At 35.1% G+C, this 20,638-nt stretch carries 14 protein-coding genes; 7 read left to right on the top strand and 7 right to left on the bottom strand.

What is annotated here, in order from left to right; genetic code table 11:
* Nucleotides 1-57 precede the first annotated feature (57 nt).
* The 5 genes from EYY60_RS06965 to EYY60_RS06945 all read right to left on the bottom strand — a co-directional run bounded on the left by EYY60_RS06965 (nt 58) and on the right by EYY60_RS06945 (nt 10,747).
* Nucleotides 58-2,457, bottom strand: a complete 2,400-nt coding sequence (locus EYY60_RS06965) for a glycoside hydrolase family 31 protein (RefSeq protein ID WP_132988666.1) — start codon at nt 2,455-2,457, stop codon at nt 58-60.
* 146 nt (nt 2,458-2,603) lie between these two features.
* Complete coding sequence (locus tag EYY60_RS06960) at nt 2,604-5,093, bottom strand: glycoside hydrolase family 2 TIM barrel-domain containing protein (RefSeq protein ID WP_132988665.1); 2,490 nt, start codon at nt 5,091-5,093, stop codon at nt 2,604-2,606.
* Between the two features lie 93 nt (nt 5,094-5,186).
* A complete protein-coding gene (locus EYY60_RS06955; protein ID WP_132988664.1) occupies nt 5,187-6,041 on the bottom strand; it encodes a hypothetical protein in 855 nt (284 codons plus the stop codon).
* Between the two features lie 20 nt (nt 6,042-6,061).
* Complete coding sequence (locus tag EYY60_RS06950; RefSeq protein ID WP_132988663.1) at nt 6,062-7,639, bottom strand: RagB/SusD family nutrient uptake outer membrane protein; 1,578 nt, start codon at nt 7,637-7,639, stop codon at nt 6,062-6,064.
* A 12-nt stretch (nt 7,640-7,651) separates the two neighbouring features.
* On the bottom strand, nt 7,652-10,747 hold the full coding sequence (locus EYY60_RS06945; protein WP_132988662.1) for a SusC/RagA family TonB-linked outer membrane protein: 3,096 nt from the start codon (nt 10,745-10,747) through the stop codon (nt 7,652-7,654).
* Nucleotides 10,748-11,233: 486 nt separating this feature from the next.
* Between EYY60_RS06945 and EYY60_RS06940 the strand changes: the two genes are divergently transcribed.
* From EYY60_RS06940 to EYY60_RS06915, 6 genes are all read left to right on the top strand, one after another.
* Nucleotides 11,234-11,950, top strand: a complete 717-nt coding sequence (locus tag EYY60_RS06940) for an NUDIX hydrolase (RefSeq protein ID WP_132988661.1) — start codon at nt 11,234-11,236, stop codon at nt 11,948-11,950.
* 77 nt (nt 11,951-12,027) lie between these two features.
* The gene (locus EYY60_RS06935) at nt 12,028-12,708 is read left to right on the top strand and encodes an NUDIX hydrolase (protein ID WP_235832305.1); all 681 of its coding nucleotides are present in this window, start codon (nt 12,028-12,030) and stop codon (nt 12,706-12,708) included.
* A gap of 162 nt (nt 12,709-12,870) precedes the next feature.
* Complete coding sequence (gene lepA / locus EYY60_RS06930) at nt 12,871-14,667, top strand: translation elongation factor 4 (protein WP_132988659.1); 1,797 nt, start codon at nt 12,871-12,873, stop codon at nt 14,665-14,667.
* A 107-nt stretch (nt 14,668-14,774) separates the two neighbouring features.
* Nucleotides 14,775-16,241, top strand: a complete 1,467-nt coding sequence (locus EYY60_RS06925) for a hypothetical protein (RefSeq protein ID WP_132988658.1) — start codon at nt 14,775-14,777, stop codon at nt 16,239-16,241.
* A 236-nt stretch (nt 16,242-16,477) separates the two neighbouring features.
* Complete coding sequence (locus EYY60_RS06920; protein ID WP_132988657.1) at nt 16,478-17,095, top strand: outer membrane beta-barrel protein; 618 nt, start codon at nt 16,478-16,480, stop codon at nt 17,093-17,095.
* Nucleotides 17,096-17,205: 110 nt separating this feature from the next.
* A complete protein-coding gene (locus tag EYY60_RS06915) occupies nt 17,206-18,162 on the top strand; it encodes a helix-turn-helix transcriptional regulator (RefSeq protein WP_132988656.1) in 957 nt (318 codons plus the stop codon).
* 47 nt (nt 18,163-18,209) lie between these two features.
* Here EYY60_RS06915 and EYY60_RS06910 read toward each other — a convergent pair whose 3' ends face one another.
* Together EYY60_RS06910 and EYY60_RS06905 are read right to left on the bottom strand one after the other, a co-directional pair.
* Nucleotides 18,210-18,710, bottom strand: a complete 501-nt coding sequence (locus EYY60_RS06910) for a DinB family protein (protein WP_132988655.1) — start codon at nt 18,708-18,710, stop codon at nt 18,210-18,212.
* Nucleotides 18,711-18,755: 45 nt separating this feature from the next.
* The gene (locus EYY60_RS06905) at nt 18,756-19,238 is read right to left on the bottom strand and encodes a DinB family protein (protein ID WP_132988654.1); all 483 of its coding nucleotides are present in this window, start codon (nt 19,236-19,238) and stop codon (nt 18,756-18,758) included.
* 289 nt (nt 19,239-19,527) lie between these two features.
* Between EYY60_RS06905 and thiL the strand changes: the two genes are divergently transcribed.
* A complete protein-coding gene (gene thiL, locus EYY60_RS06900) occupies nt 19,528-20,574 on the top strand; it encodes a thiamine-phosphate kinase (protein WP_132988653.1) in 1,047 nt (348 codons plus the stop codon).
* Nucleotides 20,575-20,638 lie beyond the last annotated feature (64 nt).

Raw genomic sequence — 20,638 nt, 5'->3', positions numbered from 1 at the left:
GCACGAATTATCGCGAATTTAATTTGTGCAAATTCGTGTAATTCGTGGCAACTTTTTTTATTTTATCCACTCTGTTTTAAAAGTGGTTTTTCCGTTTAATGGATTTGCGGTTACGTCAAAATTATTTCCATTTTTAGTCACTTTTATTTCCTGAACGGCATCGCCATTTGGTAAAAATACTTTGGCTGTTGCCGAAGTGGTTTTATCACTTGCGTAAACTTTTAATGTCAATTTGCTCCAATCCATATCTTTTGTAGACTGCGCTAAACCGATGTGCGGAATTGCAGTTCCATCTTTTACTAAAACCACAATTGGCACTTCACCTGCTTTAATTTTGTGCCAGCCAGACTGATATACTTTTTTAGTTTGATAATCAATCCAAGTTCCTTCTGGAAGATAAACATCTCTTTCTGTTACTTCTTCAAAAAGCGGAGCGACTAAAATACTTGAACCAAATAAATATTCGTTGTCAACCAACCAAGCTCCCGGATCATTTGGATATTCTACAAATAATGCACGCATCATTGGCAATCCTTTTTGAGAACTTTCTTTTGCTTGAGCGTAGATATATGGCATTAATTCGTAACGCATATTATCAGCTTTTCTAAATCCTTCCAAGAAATCTTTGCTATATAACCAAGGTTCGCGTGGAGGCTCTCCGTGGCTTCTTACATGTGAAGTAAACATTCCAAAAGGCGCCCATCTTCTGTATAAATTCTCTGGTGATTTTGTTGCGAATCCTCCAACATCATGACTCCAGAAACTGAATCCGCTTAATCCAAGTGAAAGTCCGCCACGTAATTCTGCCGACATTGCTCCGTTTGACGTTTCGGCATCTCCACCCCAATGCAAAGGGTAACGCTGACTTCCTGCCCAAGTGCTTCTCGCCCAAATTAAAGTATATCCTTTTTCTTTCTGAGTAATTTCGGCTACAGCCTTATTATATCGAAGTGGATATAAATTGTGCTCATAAAAACCCGTTCTTCCTGAATGATAAATTCCGTCTGGCGGTGCCGCTTCTCCAAAATCAACTTTGAAAACCGAAACGCCTTGATCAAATAATTTTTTCAATTTCCCTTGATACCAAGAAACGGTTTCAGGATTTGAGAAATCTAAAACAGCATCTTCGTATGGAAGATTTCCTTTTCTGTCTCTTACCGCTAAGTTTTTGTCCATGATTTCAGGAAACAACGTATTCTTTGGTGTGAAATACGGCAATTGCCACAAACACACATGGAAACCATCTTCCTTCAAATCTGCCATCATTTTTTGAGCATCTGGGAAACGAGATTTTGCAAACTCGTAGTTGTTTCTCCAATCAACATCAAACCAACCGGTATCATAATGAATAACATCCGTTGGAATTTTATATTTACGCAAATCCTTTGCGACATCGCGACCTTCTTTTTCAGTAAAATAAGTGATTCGGCTCATCCAAAACCCAAAAGACCAAAGTGGTGGCATAGCCGCTTTTCCGGTCAAATTGGTATATTGATCTAAAATGTCTTTTGGTTCACCAATGAAGAAAAATAAATCGGCTTCATCGTCTCCAATGTACATTTCGTTAGCGCTTCCAAAGTATTTTCCAAAGTCAACTGTAATTGGTGTTGAATGATGCATGAAAACTCCGTAACCGCGACTGCTCATGTAAAATGGAATAGGTTTATACATCGTTTCATTTTGGATTCCGTTTGCATCATCGGTCCATAAAACTACTTTTTGACCGCGTTTATTGAATTGTGTAAATGATTCACCACATCCAAATATTTTTTCGTCTGGTTCTAAGCTAAAAGCCGCGCCCATACTTCTTGAATAATCGCTGTTTCTTCGAACGTATGAAAATGGAAGTGTTGGCGTATAGGTGTTTTTGAAATCGGTATCATGAAGCGTGCTTGTCAGCAGTTTTCCATTTTCATCATAGATTTTTACGTGCCAAGGTTTTGTCAAAATTTCGACTCTTCCGTGTTTGCTTGTATAACTGTGACCGCCTTCTATTTTAGCATATTTCCACAATTCCGGGTGATTTGGCGCAACGCCGTCAACCAGCATCAATGATTCCTTTTGCGGATGAAATTGTGGTCCAGAAGTCGTTTTGATTCTGATTGTTCGATCTGAAACAAACTGAATTTCAAACGGCAATACTGGAGATTCCTCATATTCTGTTGTTGGGAATTCGTTTGCTTTTTCTACATCAGGTTTCATCATCATGTTGTTGAAAGCCTGACGTGTTTTATAGTTGTATCTCAAATATTTTATAGCTCCTTTTCCGGTTGCAGGATCAAAAGAAGCCAATTCATCGGCAAAATAAAACGTGTTCAAATAATTCTGAAAATCTTTGCTGATATCTATTGGAGCATTAAGCACATCTGCATTTTGGATTTGGGCGTTAGCATTTGGAACGGCTAAAAATCCAAACATAAAAGCAGAGAATAATGCGGTTAATTTTGAGTTTTTCATTGGTTACTTTTTATTTTTTTGCCACTCTCGATAGTTATCGGGATAAAAGGATTCGAAAGTTTTTTTTTCTCATTATCTCGAAGATCCTGCAGATTTAAATCTTTTTAATCCTTTTAATCTGTGGCTATATTTAAAATTTCAAAAATTTATTCTGTTGTAATTACAATTGTGGCTTGTTTCAGCCCGTTTGCTTTCGCAGTCAATTCTAATCTTCCTGATTCATTGTCCGATTGTACAATTACTAAACATTTTCCGTTAAGCGCTGTGTGTTTTGATCCTTTGTATGATTCGTGGCTTACAGGATCTCCGCTGCAAACACCAACGATTTTTCCATTTCCTTTTAAAGAGAAATTGATTTCGTTGTTTGCATTTGGAGCCAAAGTTCCGTTGGCGTCCAAAATATCTACGGTTACAAATGACAAATCATTTCCATCAGCTTTAATCGTGCTTCTATCAGCAGTTAATTTTAAGTTTTCAGGATTTCCCGCCGTTTTGATTTCTTTTTCTAAAACTACTTTTCCATCTTTGCGAGAAACTGCTTTTAAGGTTCCAGCTTGATACGGAATTCTCCACATTACGTGCAAATCATCTCCTTTTTTGCTTCTTTTTCCAACTGATTTTCCATTTACAAAAAGTTCAACCTCATCTGCTTTATTATAATAAGCCCAAACATCAACGGTTTGTCCTGCTTTCCAGTTCCAATGCGGAAAAATGTGAAGAACAGTTTTGTCTGTCCATTCGCTTTGATACATATAATAAACGTCTTTTGGGAAACCAGCTAAATCGACAATTCCGAAATACGAACTTACCGATGGCCATTCATAAGGAGTTGGTTCTCCGATATAATCAAAACCTGTCCAGATATACATTCCAGAAAGATAATCGTGTTTTTTGATTACTTTCCAAGTTGCTTCGTGTGTAGAACCCCAAGGCGCCTGAACCTGATCGTAAGCAGAAACGGTGTTTCCAGGATTTCCATCTGTAAATTTAAGATCCCAACGAACTGGCCATTTTTTGATTTGATCAGATACGTTATCATAATAACCACGCGTCTCTAATCCTGAAGTGGTTTCGGTCGCAATAAAAGGTGTTTTTGGAAAATTTTCTTTGTGATGCTCGTAAGTTTGATGGGCATAATTATATCCGATCAAATCTAAAACTCCAGAAGCCGCAATCGGGTTAATTTGTACATTCTTTTTTTCAAACTGCAACGTAACCTCATCCATATTCATATTTACTGGCGGATTCATCGCTGCTGTCAATGGTCGGGTTTTATCAAAATCACGAACAATACCGGCCAATTCTTTTGCAATTTGAACACCGGTTTCACTCCATTGATCCGGAATTTCATTTCCGATGCTCCAAATAAAAACACTGGCATGATTACGGTCACGAAGCAATTGGTCAATCAAATCTTTTTTGTGCCATTTATCCCAGTCGTTTGCGTAGTCGTATTTTGTTTTATTTGTTTTCCACATATCAAAAGCTTCATCCATAACGATGAAACCCATTTTGTCGCAAAGATCTAAGAGTTCTGGAGCAGGCGGATTATGAGAAGTTCTGATTCCGTTTACACCCATTTCTTTCAGAATTTCCAACTGACGTTCGATTGCGCGCGTGTTGATTGCCGAACCTAACGGACCTAAATCGTGGTGCATGCAAACACCTTTTATTTTAACCTGTTTTCCATTTAAAATAAAACCTTTGTCTAAGTCAAATTTAAAATCTCTGATTCCAAAATTGGTTTTATATTGATCTACAACTTTATCGTCAACTAAAATTTCTGTAACTGCTGTGTACAATTCTGGATTTTCATCTGACCATAAAATTGGATTTTCAACTTCTAACTTATCATTGAATAGTAGACCGTTTTTTGCAGCAAGTGTTACTTTAGAAGTAGCTGATGTTACTTTTTCATCTTCTTTATAAATAGTAGTTACAATTGTTACTTTTTTTGAATCTGAATGATCATTTTGAATTCGAGTTTCAATATTTACTGACGCCTTTTCAGTTGTAACTTTTGGAGTTGTTACATAAGTTCCCCATTTCTCAACATGAAGTTTATCTGTCGTTTCAAGCCAGACGTTTCTAAAAATTCCTGAACCCGAATACCAACGTGAATTGGGTTGTTTTGAATTGTCAACCTTAACAATTATCTCGTTATTTTTGTCTCCGTAATTCAAATACGGCGACATATCATATTGAAAACCAATATATCCGTTTGGACGTTTTCCTAAATAATGTCCATTTATCCAAACTTCACTGTTTTTGTAAACGCCGTCAAAAGTGATTGAAGTTATTTTTGTACTGTCTTCCGCAACAACTTTAAATGTTTTTTTATACCAACCTAAGCCTCCAGTCAACGAACCTCCGCCATATCCGGCTGGGCTTTTTTCGTCAAATTTTCCTTCGATGCTCCAATCGTGGGGAACATTTAAAGTTCTCCATTTTGTAGTTGCACCGATAGTATCTTTATCAACAATGCTGTCATTGAGATGAAAACTCCAATCTGAATTAAAAGAAACTTTTCGGTTGCTGAAAGCCTCTTCGTTTTTCTTGCATGAACTGAATAATGTAATTACTGTCAGCATTAATACTGTCAGGCTAACGCTTAGATATTTTCTTTCATTCTTCATTTTGATATAATTTTAAGTTTTTGAAAAACAAATATAAACATACCGATAAGTGACTGTATCAATCACCTACCGGTTAGTTTCTTATCTAAGTAATTAAGACTTTGGCTTATAGTGGAAAACAATTAAACAAACTCCTTCTCCAGTACGGCTTTTATCTCTAATAACAGCCAAACGCAAAGATGTTGCAGTAAGTTCTACAACTTTGACTGTGATCCAGTTGCTGCAGTCTCCGTAGTAATCGCCACCGTAAAGCATTTCTGGTCCGCCATTAAATGTTATTTTGCTATTAACAAGATCAAGACCATAAGTTCCTTTTTTTGTGGTTTGCGCCTCGCTTGAAATGGCAGTTTGTGTTACACTAGTGTTGTATCCTCCATTCAAATCAAAATACATTTCACCCCAGTTTTTGTTTGCCATCACCCAAGAGTTTCCAGCATAATCAGGAAGCCAGCTCCAGTTGTCACCTGTTGCCGCAGGGTAATCCAAACCAGCCCAACCTACTGGACTTGCCATATCTAAAATCCAAGTTTTTCCTGCTACACCATTTGTCAACATATTCCATTTTGGGTCTTTAAAATAAGTTACATCATTTTCAGTAACTGTAATTGAAACTGGAGCTGCTTCTACAGAACCTCCACGTGTGTAGGCTGTGAAATAAACGGTATATTTTCCAGCAAAAGGAAATACCACATTGTCACTGCTTTTGTTAGAATGTCCTAATTCGTTTCCACTTGCATCAACATATTTCCAATACGGAACTACAGTTGGATCGTCATTTTTTAAAACAATCTGATTTTTGTTTGTCGGATTTTGTGTTACTGAAAACTTAAGTGTTGACGGTGTCAAAGTAACTGCAGGCAAAGTCTCACGATCTTCAACGGCATCGCATGAAAATAATAGTGAACTTATGGTTACTGCCGCAAATAATATATATAGTATACGTTTCATAATCATTGTTTTTGAGTTAATTACCAACCTGGATTTTGAGAAATTGTGCCATTTGAAAGTACGATTTGAGATTGCGGCAATGGGAACCAGCCTTGTGTCTCTGTTCTAAATGTCACTGCAAACTGCGAACCTCCTGTTGTGTTGTCAATTGCTTTTTTAGTCTCAGTCATTCCTTGTCTCAATAAATCGAAATAGCGTTGCCCTTCAAGTGCCAATTCTAGTTGGCGTTCTTCAATAATCACTGCTTTGGTAGCCGTTTTACGATTTGTAGTGTTTTTGAAAGCACGATCACGAACTCTATCCAAATCGGCTTGTGCCACTGCTGGGTTTGTATCCAAATTCAGTTCGGCCGCCATAAGCAATACATCTGCAAAACGAATGATTGCATAATCTTGATAATTGTCAATTTGGAAATTTCCGCCATTTGCTTCAACAACACTTGTTCCCGCTGCATTAGTAATTGGGCAGTATTTTTTCCAAGAATATCCAGTGTACTGACGTTGCTCTCTAGCTTCGGCATCAAAATTTAAACCTTCACCAACATAATCAATAAATGATGCTTTTTTTCTAGTGTCTAAATTACTGTATGTTGCAACTAATTTCGGATTAACTGTTGCTCCTCCCCATCCTGTAGCATATCTTCCAATAGCTCCTCCACGTGGTGCAATATCAACTTGGAAACGGTTTCCTTCGTGCAAATCCCAATTTCCTTTTCCTGAGCCGTTAAAGCGAACCGCCCAAACCATCTCGGTATTATCTTCACCTGCAAAGTTTTCTAAAGAAGCGGCAAGCCAAAGATTTGCAAAATCAGGAACCAAATTATGTCCGCTATTGTTTACCGCATCATTAATATAAGTTACAGCTTGCGCTTTTGTTACAACTCCAGCCAAATCTGGTTTGCTGTAAACACCAGTATAAAATAAAAATGTTCTCGCCAAATACGCTTCAGCTGCCCATTTTGTGATGCGTCCGAAATTTGCGTTTCCTTTTTGAGAATAATTTTCTGGACCAAGATTATCTGCTGCAAATTTCAAATCATTAGCAATTAAAGCATAGGTAACTTCTGGAGCTTGTCTTGGCAACGTAAATTCGCTTGAAGTAATTGTATGATCTAACGGAATAATATCCCCAAACATTTTAGCGGCTGTGAAATGAAAGTGAGCTCTTAAAAAACGAGCTTCTGCTTCGTATCTTGTTTTCAAAGCAGTATCAGTTCCCCAATTGATTTTACCTAAATTTTCTAATAAGATATTAGCTCTGTAAATTCCTAAGTACGCATTTGACCAAACATCTTTGTTCATGTCTTTGTCTGAAACGTATAAAAAACGATCCCATTCAATATCAGCTTGACCATCGGCAATACCGTATCCTCCAAAACAGTCGTCAGAAGCTTGTTCACTAATCAATAAAGGTCCGCCATATGCTTCACGTTGCAATACATCATAAACCGCTACTAATCCTTGGAAAGCATCATTAGGCGTTTTATAAAAGTTATCGGTTACTTTTTGTGTGTAAGGTTCCGTTTCTAGAAATTCCTCCGAACAAGCTCCTAAAACAAATAAGCTTGAAAGAGCAAATAATTTTATATATGTTTTCATCGTTTTCATAAATTAAAAGTTAACATTAAGACCCATCATATAAGTTCTTGGCTGCGGATAATATCCAACATCAATTCCTTTAGCCCAAGACTGGTTCACGTTTCCAAAACCAATTTCCGGATCCATTCCTTTATATTTTGTAAAGGTGTAAATGTTGTTTCCAGCTACATATAATCTGAATTTGCTGAAGAAATGCAGTTTGTTTGTCAATTTTGTCAAATCGCATCCAATTGATGCATTTTTAATTCTAAAGAAATCAGCGTTTTGAACATATAAATCTGAGAATCTAGTCCAGTTTCCGTTTGGATCAGTTCCATAAGTCACTCTCGGAATTCTGTCTGAAGTTCCTTCAGTGGTCCATCTGTTTAAAATTTCTGTTGTATTATTTGTGTATGCACGAGTCGCATCATGAATTCCAAAAACATTCTGGCTTCCTGAAACACCATAAGTATTGATCGTGAAATCAAAGGCTTTATATGAAAGATCCATATTTACACCATAAGAAAAGTCAGGATTTGGATTTCCGATTTTTGTTTTATCATTTGCATCGATTTTTCCGTCTCCATTCAAATCAACAAAACGAACATCTCCAGGAGAAGCATTTGGCTGAACACCTGCAGCAACCTCAGCAGCATTTTGGAAAATTCCGTCTGTTTTTAATCCGTAGAAATAACCCATTGGCTGACCAACTTCAACACGATTCATTTCGTCTAAACCTTGAAACAATACATTTGATTCTCCGTGGATAATTCCTTCGCTGTTTGCAATTCGAAGTACTTTATTTTCATTGTGCGAAAGATTTGCATTAATTCCAAAGTTCCAATCTTTAGCAAACGTTTTGCGGTAACCCATTGTAATTTCGAAACCTTTGTTGCTTACATCTCCACCATTAATATAAGGCGCAGTTGCTCCTGCATAAGCTGGAATAGAAGCTAAAACCAACCAATCTTTTGTTTTCTTGTCGTAGTAATCAAAACTCAAACTGAAATTAGTGAACAATACAGCATCAAAACCTAAGTCTAATTGCTCTGAAGTTTCCCATTTCAAATCACGGTTTGCCAACTGATCTGGGCTTGAACCTACTAATAAAGTTTCGTCTCCAGTTCCAAAATGGTAGCTTTTGTCTGTAGAATTTACTGTTGACATATAAGCAAATTTTCTAGCAAATTGGTCGTTACCGTTTTGTCCCCAGCTTCCTCTGATTTTCAATGTATTCAAGACTTTATTTTCTGCTGGGAAAAAGCTTTCTTTATCCACATTCCATCCTGCAGAGAAAGATGGGAAAATCGCATATTTATTGTTTGGACCAAATTCTGAAGATCCGTCGCGACGAACTGTTGCAGAGAACAAATATTTATTGTTATAGTCGTACAATAAACGTCCGAAATAAGACTGAATCGCATAATCTGTACGATTTCCTCCAACAGTATTTGAAGTTTGATCTTTTGCATTGTCTAAATAAGCATGCTCAAAATCATCAAAAATCAAGTTTTTACCCGTTGCAGTCATATAATCTGAAGTGTTTTTCTTTGCAGAAGTACCTACTAAAACATCAAAATTATGCGCACTGTTTAACACAAATTTGTATTGTAATGTATTTTCAAAAATCCATCCTTGTGATTTTGTTCCGCTTTGCGTTACACTTGAAACCGTATTATTATCGTTTGAAGAAAGTGAATAAACAGGTCTGAATGAACGGTAATTACTGTCAGTCATATCAACACCAAAACTCGTTCTGAAAGTAAAGTTTTTTAAGAATTTTAATTCCGCAAAAATATTCCCAACATAACGGTTTGACTTGCTTTCGTTGAAATTATTATAATACAATGATCCAAGTGGATTACTTACATCAGCTGAAATAATAGAATGCGCAAAATCTCCGTTTTCATCATAAGCCGCATCAACTGGAGCCGCGTTCAAAAAGCTTCTGATTCCGTTGCTGTAGATTCCGTCATCAGCAATTCCGCTACTTTTGATGTTTGACAACGTGAAGTTTTCTCCAATTTTTAAGTGATCTTCAATTATTTCTGAAGTCGAATTCACACTAAAAGTAATACGATTGTATTGCGACTGATTTGTTGTTCCGCCAATCATACCATCTTGTCCGTAGTAAGACAATCCCGTTGCGATCGTAGATTTTTTATCGCCTCCAGTAATCAAAAGCGAATGATTTTGTTTCATTGCACCTTCATTAAACAAATCATCTTGCCAATCGTGATTTGGCAGTTTTGCCACCTGCGCCTGAGTGTACAAAGGTGTGTAACCAGAATTAACGCGAGCCTCGTTAATGATAGTAGTATATTCCTGAGTATTCATTAAATCAAGTTTTTTAGCAACTTGCTGAAAACCTGTATATGAATTTAAAGAAACGTTCATTTTTCCATCTTTTCCTTTTTTGGTTGTCACCAAAATAACACCGTTCGCAGCTCTAGCACCATAAATAGAAGACGCTGCAGCATCTTTCAAAACATCAACCCTTTCAATAACCGAAGGATCAAGATATCCGATTCCGTTATCAACCACAACACCATCAACTACGTACAAAGGATCACTGTTTCCAGCAGTTCCGGCTCCACGAATATTTACCACCATGTTAGCGCCAGGCTGTCCAGAAGATGACATAACATTAACCCCAGATGCCTGCCCTTGTAAAGCATTCACAACATCTAAGCTAGCAACCTGCTGAATATCTTTTCCAGATACTAATGAAGTTGCTGCTGTATTTACTTTTTTCTTCTGAGTTCCGTATCCAATAACAACAATTTCTTTAAGTTCTGCCGTTTCGGCCTGCATTGAAACATTTAAAGTTTTTTGTGTTCCTACAGTAATTTTTTGAGTTTTATATCCCATAAAGCTTACTACAAGTACATCTCCGGCTTTTGCCTCGATTTTGTAGTTTCCATCAAAATCAGTTGCTGTACTGATTTTTGTTCCTTGTACTAAAATAGTAGCACCTGGAACTCCCATTCCATCCTCTGCCGAGGATACATTTCCACTTATTGATTTAGACTGGTCCTGAGCAAAACCAGACTGTATTGCAAACACGCTTAGCAGCAGTGCCATACAAAACGGAAGCATTGTCGTTTTAATACAATTTTTGCTTTTCATAATAATTAAAGAATTGGTTAAATTAAGTTAGTTGTAATATGTAATTAAAGTGTAAGTTTCAAACTGGTGCACATTCACAAACTAGATTTATGAACGTTATTGGCAATCATTTTCCATTTTAAAAAAGCTCTTTTTCAAACTTATAGTCAAAATGAACTTATCTTATGGTAAATTTGACTACAAGTGTAAAACTTTTTTCTATATTAGCAAAATATTAAGTCTATTTTTTTTCAATTCTGATTTATGCCAATACATTTTTGTCAATAAAACAACCAATTGAGATAAAATGAAATAATAAATGATGAAAAAATAGAGAAGTGTAATTTTAGCCTTCAGCTATTCAAAATGTTTTTAGTGAAGTGTACGCTTTATTGATAAACTCGCATTTTTTTGGCTTTCAAAAAATTGCGATTCGAAAAACATTCAGCAATCAGCAAAGGCAGTTATGCATTTTATTTGCTTAATTTGTCCTAATTAATTTTGAAAATGGTTAAAAAACTAGATCCAGGAATTGCTACAAGCAACGAACAAAATGCAATGAACGCCATCACGATTGACTGCGTAATATTTGGTTTTGACAAAGGAAGTCTTGAAGTGCTTTTAGTACAGCACGCAGAAGGTATCAGTAAAGGAAAATGGGGACTTCCGGGAGGATGGATTTACAAAAAAGAAAGTACAGATGATGCCGCACATCGTTTATTGAATGAACTTACGGGAATGGATAATATTTATTTGGAGCAACTAAAAGCTTTTGGTGACCCAGATCGTTTTCCGCTTCGCCGAGTTATAACCATTGGATATTATGCCTTAGTAAAACGAGAAGATTACAACATTAAAGCGGGTTTTACAGCTTCTGATGCAAAATGGTACCGAATAAATACTATTCCAGATCTTATTTACGACCACAACGAAATTCTTTCTTATAGTTTAAAACATCTTCAAAACAGAGTGCGTCAAGCTCCAATTGGTTTTAATCTACTGCCAGAAAAATTTACATTGCTGCAGCTGATGCATTTATATGAAGAAATTTTGGGCATCGAAATGGACAAATCCAATTTCAGGCGAAAAATTCTGCACATGAAATTATTAGTCGCATTAGATGAAAAACAGCAAGATGTTTCGCACCGAGCCGCAAAATTGTATAAATTTGATCCTGAGATTTACAATAAACTGACTCAAAAAGGATTTAATTTTGAATTTTAACTAACCGCTTATAAAAGCATAAAATGGAATTATCATCTTCTGAAAACACTAATACAGAAAACAAATCGTCTTTGAATATGCCATCAATACAAATTGATGGAGTTTCAGTTGATTGTGTCATTTTTGGTTTCAAAAAGGAAAATCTTGAAGTGCTTTTAGTACAACATGCTATAGGAGAAAGTGAAGGAAGCTGGGGATTGCTTGGAGGCTGGATGAAAAGAGAAGAAAGCGCTGATGATGCCGCTCATAGAATCCTTTATGAACTTACTACTCTTGATAATATTTATTTGGAACAGCTAAAAGCCTTCACAAATCCGAGCAGGGTTTTAGATCGCCGTATTGTTACGATTGGATATTATACGCTTGTAAATCAAGAAGATTATGATGTAAAAGCAAGTTTAGATGTGCGAGAAGCAAAATGGTTCAGAATTAATGAAATCCCTGAGTTAATATTTGACCATAACGAAATTCTAAATTTCAGTTTGATGCAATTGCAGAACAGAGTTCGTCAGGCGCCAATTGGTTTTAATCTTTTGCCGGAAAAATTTACTTTATTGCAACTGATGCATCTTTATGAAGAAATTCTGGGGATTGAATTGGACAAATCAAATTTCAGAAGAAAAATTCTGCACATGAAACTCCTTGTTGCGCTCGATGAAAAACAACAAGATGTATCACATCGAGCAGCAAAACTCTATAAATTCGACCCAGACATTTACAAAAAACTGACTGAAAAAGGTTTTAATTTTGAATTTTAGGGTTTGTTTTGAATTTCAGTCGCCAACTATCGGGCAACTCCATTTCAGAATCCAAAACTTTGCGCTATCTTTGCGCCTTAATAACATACACTAAAGCAATTGCTGCAGTGTAATTTATACCAAAAAAAGACTTAAACTCGATTAGAGAACTGATATATACAAATGAAGAAGATACGTAATTTTTGCATTATTGCACACATTGACCACGGTAAAAGTACATTAGCAGACCGATTACTAAGTGCTACACAAACCGTTACAGCTCGTGAAGAAAAAGCGCAATTGCTTGACAACATGGATCTGGAGCGCGAGCGTGGAATTACCATTAAGAGTCATGCCATTCAGATGGAATACAAATACAAGGGCGAAGAATATATCTTGAACTTAATTGATACTCCGGGTCACGTTGACTTTTCATATGAAGTTTCACGATCTATTGCTGCCTGCGAAGGTGCGCTTTTGATTGTTGACGCTGCACAAAGTATTCAGGCACAAACGATTTCAAACTTATATTTAGCTCTTGAAAACGACTTGGAAATTATTCCGGTTTTAAATAAAGTCGATTTGCCAAGTGCTAATCCAGAAGAAGTTAGCGATGATATTATCGATTTACTTGGATGTAAATTAGAAGATATTATTCATGCTTCAGGAAAAACTGGTTTTGGTGTTGAGAACATTCTTGCTGCCATTATCGAAAAAATTCCTGCTCCAAAAGGAGATGCAGAGGAACCATTGCAGGCTTTGATTTTTGACTCAGTTTACAATCCATTCCGCGGAATTGAGGTAATCTTTAGAGTTGTAAATGGAGAAATCAAAAAAGGCCAGAAAATCAAATTCATGGCTACAGACAATGAATATTTTGCTGACGAAATTGGAACTTTGAAGCTAAATCAGGTTCCTAAAAATGTAGTTTCGGCAGGAGATGTTGGGTATTTGATTTCTGGAATTAAAGAAGCTCGTGAAGTAAAAGTTGGTGATACGATTACAGATGCAAAAGTTCCAACAACGAATATGGTTGCTGGTTTTGAGGATGTAAAACCAATGGTATTCGCGGGTATTTATCCTGTTGACACAGAAGATTACGAAGATCTACGCTCTTCTATGGAAAAATTACAATTGAATGACGCTTCATTAGTTTTTACTCCTGAAAGCTCTGCGGCATTAGGATTTGGTTTCCGTTGCGGATTCTTAGGAATGCTTCACATGGAAATCATTCAGGAACGTTTAGAGCGTGAGTTCGATATGACTGTAATTACAACAGTTCCTAACGTTTCGTATTTGGCTTACACCAAGAAACATCCGGAAACGGCAATCGTTGTAAATAACCCTTCAGATTTACCAGAGCCTTCAAAACTTGACAGAGTTGAAGAGCCATTTATTAAAGCTACCATCATCACAAAAGCTGATTTCGTTGGAAACGTAATGAGTTTATGTATTGAAAAACGTGGTTTGATTACCAACCAAACCTACTTAACAACCGAGCGTGTTGAATTGAACTTTGACATGCCTTTGGCGGAAATTGTATTCGATTTTTACGATCGTTTAAAAACCGTTTCTAAAGGTTATGCTTCTTTTGATTATTCTCCAATTGGAATGAGAACTTCGAAATTGGTTAAATTGGACGTTCTTTTGAATGCTCAAACGGTTGATGCACTTTCTGCCTTGATCCACGAAGACAACGCATACAACATCGGTAAAAAAATGACCGAAAAATTACGTGAGTTGATTCCAAGACAGCAATTCGACATTCCGATTCAGGCGGCAATTGGAGCTAAGATTATTGCTCGTGAAACGATTAAAGCACTTCGTAAAGACGTTACCGCAAAATGTTACGGTGGAGATATTTCGCGTAAGCGTAAACTTCTTGAAAAACAGAAAAAAGGTAAAAAACGTATGCGTCAAGTAGGTAACGTTGAAATCCCTCAAGAAGCGTTTATGGCTGTTTTGAAACTTAACGACTAGATTTTTTTATTTAGAAAATAGAAGAAAGAGACAAGATTATAGATCAAACCCGATGACGAAAGTTGTCGGGTTTTTTGTTTATTTTTGGAAGAGCAATTCAAAATAAAATGACAGAAATAAGTGGAGAAGAATTTAAAAAAAGGTTAGAATCTAAAGAAAAACATTTTATTGATTTAATCGTTAATATAGAAGAAAAAATCATTCTTAAAACACAAAGTCTCAATATCGCTTTAACATTTAAAAACATTATATTCCAAGGAGAATTACTTGTTTTTCATGACCGAGATTCCGAAGCACCTTTCAATAGATTCAGCATTTTTGACAACTGTACTTTTTTATCTGATATCACTTTTACATCTTCTACTTTTAAATATTTAAAATTCATCTCATGTAAAATTAACAATCAATTTTTTCAAATAATAAATTGCAAAATAAAGGATCTATCATTTGAAGAAAACTATGAAAATATTACTAGCATAATTCCGACTATTGTTGAATCAGCTCATTTGAAGATCAATGGTGGCTTTATTAAGAATATAAATATTGAAAACATAAATTTCAATTATGGATCGTTAAGTATTTCTAATCTAAATCAAACCGAAAGTTTCAGTATTGTTCGATCGACTTTAAATAATGTTATATTCACTCAATGTGCATTTAATAATTATTTTAGTTATATAAGAAATAATGTTTCTTCAAAACCAAATCAACTATTTTTTAATCATTGTAGTTTTTCAATTTCATCTTTTTTCGAAACAAAATTAAATGACAATACACATTTTAATCATTGTACTTTTAACAACGCAATAAGCTTTCAAGATATTAATAACCAGATTAATGGAGATTTTAAATTTACTATATGCGACTTTCATAAATTTAGTGATTTTGATAAGTTAAAAATTCATAAACTGAGGTTCGAAAAAACTAAATTTCACGATTTTGTTTCATTTCAAGATACCTATTTTGATATTATTGAAATAGACAAAACAAATTTTGAAAAAGGGGCTTTTTTTGATGATATTCAAATAAAAAAAATTAATGATTGTGACCGAAGAACAATTCGGACAATAAAACAACAACTTCAAAAAGCCGAAAATAAAATTGATTACAGCAGATTTAGAGTTTATGAATTTAATGCTTACAGAGAAGATATTAAAAAGAAATTAAAAGAGTTTAAGCAAGATAAAGATCATTTAAATCATAGAGTTAGAGAGCCTATTCAATTAAAAAGAGATGCTTTCATTTTATGGATTAGTGATATTGTTTCTGAGTACGGCACAGATTGGAAAAGAGCACTAAAATTCACTTTATATTCTGGATTAATTCTTTATTTTCTCTTTTTCGTTTTAGAAAACTATGAATATAAAATAGCACTCTTCGATTGGGAGAATTTTACTCGGTTTACTTCGGGATTGTTTAGATTTTTTGTAGTTACCGATTTCTTCAATCCTTTAGAAAATAACAGAACTTACCTAACCAATCCTGTGAGTTGGTTAATTTTTATCTTTGGAAAAATTGTCATCGCTTTTGGGATTTATGAAATGATTCAAGCCTTCAGGAAATTTAAAGCATAGCAAATTATAACAAAATATAGAAACCCGATGACGAAAGTTATCGGGTTTTTCGTTTTATTTTAACAATTAATTGACTATCAAATAGTTAAAAATAAGACAATTTTAAGTAATCCTAATCTTACTTATTGAGCCAAAAAATCACAAATACCTGATTTTTAACGCATTTCATCGAGCTTAAAGTTAATTTTATATTAGAATTTGTATTTTTAATCCTACAACTTTAAAACTATAAGATTATGAAAACCAAATTTTCAATTGTTTTAGCCCTATTTACTTTTTACTTTGCAAACGCACAGCAAGAAGATCAAGTTAATTCTGAAATGAATTCTGCAAAAGGTATCACCTTTGCTCATGGTGATATGTTTATTGAAGGTGCTTTACAAATTGCCACTGGTGGCGATCGTGATTTTTATGCTTTTAATCCCAAATTTGGATATTTCCTTAATGATAAATTTGCCGTTGGCGGACAAATTAGTTTTTCAAGTGACAAATATGAATCTACTGACACAAAAACTAACATCTTCGGTATTGGCGGATTTGCAAGATACTATGTATTGGAATTAGACAAAAAACGTTTTAAAGCATATGGAGAAGCTGGATTAGGCTATGGCCGAAATAAAGTTGAAGATCCTACGGGATCCGATGACAGCAATAGTTTAACTGCTAATATTAATGTTGGTTTAAACTATTTTGTAACCAAAAATATCGCCGTAACTTTTGTTTTGGCAAACTTACTATCTTATAATAGCGTTTCTCCAGAAAATGGTCCATCTTCAAACACATTCGAGCTAAACATCAATTTGTTCAACAATATCTTTGATCAGCCTAAGTTTGGGCTATTGTACAAATTTTAATTCATTTGAGAATTTAAATACAAAGCTGTTCTAATTTGGGACAGCTTTTTTATTTCTTAAAACCTTTAACCTTTGTAACTTTGAATCTCTGAACCTTTGAACCAAAAAAAATGGACGAAACTCCAAAACGATTTGACCGAATTGTTGCCATTCTAATTCAATTACAATCTAAAAAAATTGTAAAAGCACAAGAATTGGCTGATCGTTTTGATTGCAGTCTGCGAACAATTTACAGAGATATTCGAACTCTTGAGGCTTCGGGGGTTCCGATTTACAGCGAAGCTGGAGTTGGTTATGCTTTGATGGACGGCTATAGATTGCCTCCCGTAATGTTTACGCGTGAGGAAGTCAGCAGTTTTATCGCTGCGGAAAAATTAATGCAAAAGTTTACTGATCCATCTCTTGGAAGCCATCATGCTTCAGCGATGTACAAGTTAAAAGCGGTTTTAAGAAGTACGGATAAAGATTATCTTTCGAATATTGAATCGAGAGTCGTGATGCAAACTGCCGAACCTATGTTCAATGACAGCTCGCCAAATACTTTAGCAGTTCTTTTTGAAGGTATTGCTGAGAAAAAACAAATTCTCCTTACGTATAAAACCTTTGAAAAAGACGAAACTACACAGCGTAACTTAGAACCCGTTGGTGTATTTCACGATAATAATAATTGGTATTTTCTCGGATATTGTCATTTACGACAAGATTATCGTCAATTTAGAACCGACCGCATTCAGGAAATTAAAAAGACAGAACTTGACTTTACGATTGAACATGATGCTTTGGAAACTTATTTGACCAAAACAGAAAATTGTCCAACAACAAAAGTGAGAATCTTAGTCGATAAAAAAATTGCAAGATATTTAGCAACAGAACGCAAATATCATGGCTTCGTTTCAGAAAAAGAAATAGGCAATCAAATTGAAATGACTTTTATGTCTAGAAGCATCGAAGAAGGTTTTCCTCGCTGGTTTTTGATGTTTGGCGATTACGCTACAATTCTAGAGCCTGAAAGACTAAAAATTAGGACTTTAGAATTATTAGAAATCAACAAACAAAGGCTTTTATAGCAAAAAAACTCCTAAAGAAACTAAGTTGCATTAGGAGTTTTTTTGTTTTATTTCTGATTTTTTACAACATTGTAAAAATTATAATCGGTGTTTGACGCATCTGTAATGCCTACATTTCTGCCGATCGTTACAATTTGCCCACGATGATAAGTACCGTGATTGATAACCTGAAGCAAATAATCTGCGATTGGCAATTCACATTCAAACCACGGATTACTGATTTTAATTTCTCTACTCAAATCTTCTTCTGACAATGAATTGATAAAATGCTTCAATTTTGCAGATGAATTCAGTAAACCGGAAAAAATTTCTTCTTTCGACAGTTCATTTTCCTCCTTCTTCTGTGCCATATCAGTTTCGGAAATTACAGAAAACCAATATTCTTCTGTTGACCAAATATGATCCAGCGTTTTAATAATAGTTGGAAAACTTGAAGCCACTTCGGCATAAAGCAGTTCATCGGATTTCGGCGAAAGCCAATTTATGAATTGCTGATTTACCCATAAATTATAGTCTGCATAATTTGACATTATTTTTTTTAAACTCATAGCCGTTAATTTTAGATTTTGAATAAAGTTACAACGAATTGCTAATTATCTTTCCCAGAAAAATGGAGGCTCAATATTTAAAGCTCTTAAATATACATAAGCTTGACCACGGTGATGCACTTCATTATCAATAAAATATAAAATATTCTGAATGATTGGAAATTCATATTGCCCAAAAAGATTAAAGTTTTCGCTAAAATCTTCAATTGATAATTGTTCCCAATATTTATTGATTTCCTCAGTTGCTTCATCCCATTTTTCAAGATATTGCGCTTTAAAAATCAATTTTTCTCCACTTTCTTCATTGTAAGGCTCGCTTGTTCTGTTTACAATTCCTTTTAAAGCAGGAACTGCTATTGCCAAAAGCTCATCAACTAGTTTTGAAAAAGGGCGCATGCCACCAATTGAAAACTCGAAAAAATCTTTCTCTGGGAAAAGCTCAATCAAACGACGTGTTAATGCGCGATGCCCTTGCCAGTGTTTCAATAAATCTTCTGAAGTGATTACTTGTGCTTCTAATGTTTTCATGATTTTAAAGTTTTAAAAATTTATACTTCAAAAGTAAAATGGGCCGGTGACAACAGTTTGTCAGCAGGAAAAAAATAATTTTAAAATATTTTTTTCCTGCTGTAGAGACGCATTTCAATGCGTCTCATACAACATAACCCCATTTTTTTAAACAATACACATACCCTTCTTTACGTAGACGCATTAAAATGCGTCTCTACAGATAAAACCTTTGCACCTCAAAAACTTTGTACTTTTATAAATAAAAACCTTTGTACCTTTGCAGCTTAAAACTTTGGAACTTAAAAAAATGATTGAAGATAAAAATCCACAACGTACCAGTATAGCTCAATTAGGTGAATTTGGACTAATTGACCATTTAACGCGAAATTTTGATGTTACTCAAGAATCGACTTTAAAAAGTATTGGTGACGATGCAGCAGTTTTAGATTTTAAGGACAAAAAAACAGTTGTTTCTACAGATTTATTGATCGAAGGCGTACATTTTGATTTGGCTTACATGCCTTTAAAGCATTTAGGCTATAAATCAGTGGTTGTAAATCTTTCTGATATTTGCGCTATGAATGCGAAACCAACACAAATTACAGTTTCTGTTGCTGTTTCGAATCGTTTTCCGTTAGAAGCATTAGAAGAATTATTCGAAGGAATTACACGCGCCGCAAACGAATACAAAGTTGATGTTGTTGGCGGTGATACAACCTCATCTCAAAAAGGATTAATTATCAGTATTACTGCAATTGGCGAAGCCGATGAAAATGAAATTGCCTACAGAAATGGAGCCAAACAAACTGATTTATTAGTTGTAACCGGAGACATTGGCGCGGCATATATGGGATTGCAGGTTTTAGAACGCGAAAAACAGGTTTTCCAGGTAAATCCAAACAGCCAACCTGATTTAGATCCTTATACTTATTTGGTCGAAAGACAATTGAAACCTGAGGCACGCACAGATGTTCGCACACTTTTGCATGCGCTTGAGATAAAGCCAACTTCAATGATTGATATTTCTGACGGATTATCATCTGAAATTATTCATATCTGCAAACAATCTAAAGTGGGCTGTAATTTATACGAAGACAAACTGCCTTTGGATCCTCAGTTTATTTCGACTTGCGAAGAATTCAACATTGATAGTACGACAGTTGCTATTAATGGCGGAGAAGATTATGAACTTTTGTTTACAATTGACATTAACGACTTTGACAAAATAAAAGGAAACCCGAATTTCTCTGTTATCGGACATATGACCGAAGAAAACGAAGGAATTCATCTTGTAACCCGTGCTAACACAAAAATTGCCTTAAAAGCACGCGGATGGGACGCTTTAAGCGAATAATTTTTCAAAATCTCAATAAAAAAATTCCAAATTCCAATAACTGAACTAACAGTTGGAATTTGGA

Source organism: Flavobacterium zhairuonense (assembly GCF_004352915.1).
Lineage (GTDB): Bacteria > Bacteroidota > Bacteroidia > Flavobacteriales > Flavobacteriaceae > Flavobacterium > Flavobacterium zhairuonense.
Note: the sequence above shows the minus strand (reverse complement) of the source record. Positions and strands in the feature narration are given on the sequence as shown.